The following is a 4,045-nucleotide window of genomic DNA, read 5'->3' on the forward strand; positions in this document are numbered from 1 at the left end:
TCCGCCGGCGGCCGCGGGGCACCCTGATCCTGGCCACGCCCGGGGCCCCGTCGACGGTCGAGGAGTTGATCGGGACCCCGGCGACGGTCCTGCTGGTGGACGACGTGGTCACCACGGGGGCCACCGCCGCCGCGTGTGTGGGGGTGCTGGGCGAGGGCGGGCTGCGGGTCGACGGGGTGCTCGGGGTCACCGCCGCGTGAGGTCCGGGGCTGCCCGTGGGTGAGTTCCGGACGACTTGCCGCGACTACGGTCCACTGCCCAGACGACCGGGTATCGTTGGGTTCGGACGGGGTTCACCAGCACTTTCACTGAAGTTGTCCGGTGGTCGCCCCGTCCGGAGAGTGTCCACTCAGCCATGTGGGTGTGCCCCTCGACCGGGGTCCCGGGCGGTAACCGGGTCGGTCGCAGAGGCCCGCCGCAGGCCCGATGAGGAGGAGCTTCGATGGCGAAGACCCCCGCAGTCCTGCTCGACCCCGCCACCTTCGACGGTCCGTCGACCGACGACCCCGGTGCCCCTGATGCGCAGGTGACCATCAAGGGCCGGAACGTCGAGGTCCCCGACCACTTCGCGACCCGGATCCACACCAAGCTCGCGAAGATCGAGAAGATCTCGCCCGCGATCACCCGGTTCGACGTGGTCCTTCTGCACGAGAAGAACCCACGCCTGGCCAAGGCCAGCCAGCGGATCGAGATCACCCTCAAGGGCAAGCCGGGTGTCGCCCGCGCCGAGGCGGCGGAGGACACCTTCTACGCCGCCCTGGAGTCGGCGGTCGCCAAGCTCGAGCGGCAGATGCGCAAGGCACGCACCCGCCGGAAGATCAGCCACTCCGGGCACCGTCGACCGCAGTCCGTCGCCGAGGCCACCGCGGAGCTCGCGCCCGAGGCGGCACCGGCGGATGTCATGGACGAGTACGCGGACGGGGTCGACGACCAGCTCCCCGGCCAGATCGTGCGCCGCAAGGAGCACGACGGGACCCCGATGTCGGTCGACGAGGCCCTGGAGAAGATGGAACTCGTGGGACACGACTTCTACCTCTTCCGGGACACCGAGTCCGGCAACGCCACCGTCGTCTACCGGCGGCACGCGTTCGACTACGGACTCATCACGCTGAGTGACGAGGCCTGACGGTCGCAGCCCATACGCCCCGGGGGCGGTCCGGTCCGCATGGACCGGGCCGCCCTCGGCGTGTATCCGCGGCCGACAGCACCTAGGATGAACCGAGGGCCCGCGTGGCCCCCGCGCAGGTAGCCAGATTTCCCGATCAACCCGACCACGAGGACGTTCGAGACTGTGTCCATCCTTTCCAAGCTGCTCCGAGCCGGCGAAGGTCGAAAGCTCAAGCGGTACAGCGCTCTCGCCGAGTACGTGGATACTCTGTCCGACCAGACGGAGAAGCTGAGCGACGACGAGCTCCGCGCCAAGACCGACGAGTTCAAGGCCCGGTTGGCTGAGGGTGAGACGCTGGACGACCTGCTCCCGGAGGCGTTCGCGGTGGCCCGCGAGGCCGCCTACCGGGTCCTCGGGCAGCGGCCGTACAAGGTGCAGATCGTCGGCGCCATCGTCCTGCACACCGGGGCCGTGGCGGAGATGAAGACCGGTGAGGGCAAGACCCTGACCTGTGTCCTGCCCGCCTACCTCAACGCCCTGTCGGGTCAGGGCGTCCACGTGGTCACGGTCAACGACTACCTGGCCAAGCGCGACGCGGAGTGGATGGGCCGCGTCCACCGGTTCCTCGGACTGTCCGTGGGCGCGATCCTCGGCGGCATGACCCCGGCGCAGCGCCGGGAGTCCTACTCCGCCGACATCACCTACGGCACCAACAACGAGTTCGGCTTCGACTACCTGCGCGACAACATGGCGCACGACACCGCGGAACTGGTCCAGCGGGGCCACCACTACGCGATCGTCGACGAGGTCGACTCGATCCTGATCGACGAGGCGCGGACCCCGCTCATCATCTCGGGCCCGGCCGACGGATCGAGCAAGTGGTACGCGGAGTTCGCCCGCATCGCCCCGCTGCTCGAGGAGGGCACGCACTACGAGGTCGACCGCAAGAAGCGGACGATCGGCGTGACCGAGCAGGGCGTCGAGTACGTGGAGGACCAGCTCGGGATCGACAACCTCTACGAGGCGGCCAACTCACCCCTGGTGAGCTACCTGAACAACTCCATCAAGGCCAAGGAGCTGTTCACCAAGGACAAGGACTACATCGTCCGCGACGGCGACGTGATCATCGTCGACGAGTTCACGGGGCGCGTGCTCGACGGACGCCGCTACAACGAGGGCATGCACCAGGCCATCGAGGCCAAGGAGCGGGTGGAGATCAAGGCCGAGAACCAGACCCTGGCCACCATCACGCTGCAGAACTACTTCCGTCTCTACGAGAAGCTGGCCGGGATGACCGGTACGGCCGAGACCGAGGCCGCCGAGCTCTACTCGATCTACAAGCTCGAGGTCATGCCGATCCCGACCAACCGGCCGATGGCGCGCGAGGACCAGGCCGACCTGATCTACAAGACCGAGGAGTCGAAGTTCACCGCGGTCGTGGAGGACATCGCCGAGCGCGTGGAGAAGAAGCAGCCGGTCCTCGTGGGCACCGCGTCCGTCGAGCGCAGTGAGCACCTGTCCAAGCTGCTCACCCGCAAGGGCATCAAGCACCACGTGCTCAACGCCAAGTTCCACGCCTCGGAAGCCCAGATCATCGCGCAGGCCGGTCGACCGGGCGCGGTCACGGTGGCGACCAACATGGCCGGCCGTGGCACCGACATCGTGCTCGGCGGCAACCCGGACATCATCGCCGACCTCAACCTCCGCGAGCGCGGGCTCAATCCCGTGGACACCCCGGAGGAGTACGAGGAGGCGTGGGACGCCGAGATCGAGCGCATGCGCAAGCTCAGCAAGCAGGAGGCCGAGCGCGTCCGCGAGGCCGGCGGTCTCTACGTGCTGGGGACCGAGCGCCACGACTCGCGGCGCATCGACAACCAGCTGCGTGGGCGTTCGGGACGCCAGGGCGACCCGGGCGAGTCCCGGTTCTACCTCTCCCTGGGTGACGAGCTTATGCGCCGTTTCAACGGTGCGGCCGTCGAGGCGATCATGAACCGGTTGAGCCTGCCCGACGACGTGCCGATCGAGGCCGGGATGGTCTCGCGAGCCGTGAAGAACGCCCAGACCCAGGTCGAATCGCAGAACTTCGAGATCCGCAAGGACGTCCTCAAGTACGACGAGGTGATGAACCAGCAGCGCACCGTGATCTACGGTGAGCGCAAGCGGATCCTCGAGGGCGAGGACATCACCGACCAGGTCGAGTCGATGATCTACCAGGTGGTCAGCGCCTACGTCGACGGTGCCGCCGCCGAGGGCTATGTCGAGGACTGGGACCTCGACAAGCTGTGGGACGCCCTGGGGCAGCTGTACCCGGTCTCGATCACCGCGCAGTCGATCATCGACGGCGACGAGTACGGGGCGGCGGGTGACCTGTCGGCCAAGAACCTCAAGGACGCGATCCTCGACGACGTCTTCGCCCGGTACGACGAGCGTGAGTCCGAGATCGAGGGCATCGGCGGCGAGGGTGCCATGCGCCAGCTGGAGCGCTCGATCATGCTCCAGGTCCTGGACCGCAAGTGGCGCGAGCACCTCTACGAGATGGACTACCTCAAGGAGGGCATCGGGCTGCGGGCCATGGCCCAGCGTGACCCCCTGGTCGAGTACCAGCGTGAGGGCTACGACATGTTCGCGGCCATGATGGACGGGGTGCGCGAGGAGACCGTCGCGTTCCTGTTCAACGTCAAGGTCGAGGCCAGCCCCCAGCAGAAGACTCTGGCCGCCCCCTCCGCGGCGCAGGCGGCGTCCCTCGCGGGCGCCAACCCGATCCTGCAGGCCGCGGGCACCGGTCGCGACGTCACCGACGACCAGATGCAGTTCTCGGGCCCCTCGGAGACGGGGGAGGCCCAGCTCGTCGACGAGGGCGTCCCGGCGAACCGCGCCGAGCGCCGCTCCCAGGAACGTCAGGACCGGCTCGAACGACGCGAGCGGGCCGCCAAGGCC

General features: G+C 68.3%; 2 protein-coding genes and 1 pseudogene. All 3 read left to right on the top strand.

All coding sequences use genetic code 11. The features are described from left to right. Positions 1-200: pseudogene (locus tag G6021_RS06970) on the top strand (ComF family protein); the annotation flags it as partial. Between the two features lie 242 nt (positions 201-442). Further along, positions 443-1,126 carry a ribosome-associated translation inhibitor RaiA gene (gene raiA / locus G6021_RS06975; protein ID WP_182609975.1) on the top strand — a complete coding sequence of 228 codons (684 nt, stop codon included), beginning with the start codon at positions 443-445 and terminating at the stop codon, positions 1,124-1,126. A 171-nt stretch (positions 1,127-1,297) separates the two neighbouring features. Beyond that, positions 1,298-4,045 (top strand): preprotein translocase subunit SecA (gene secA / locus G6021_RS06980; RefSeq protein WP_182640929.1); only part of this gene is annotated, 2,748 nt, incomplete at its 3' end.

Origin of the sequence: Dietzia sp. CW19, from assembly GCF_014145265.1 — a bacterium.
Taxonomy (GTDB): domain Bacteria; phylum Actinomycetota; class Actinomycetes; order Mycobacteriales; family Mycobacteriaceae; genus Dietzia; species Dietzia natronolimnaea.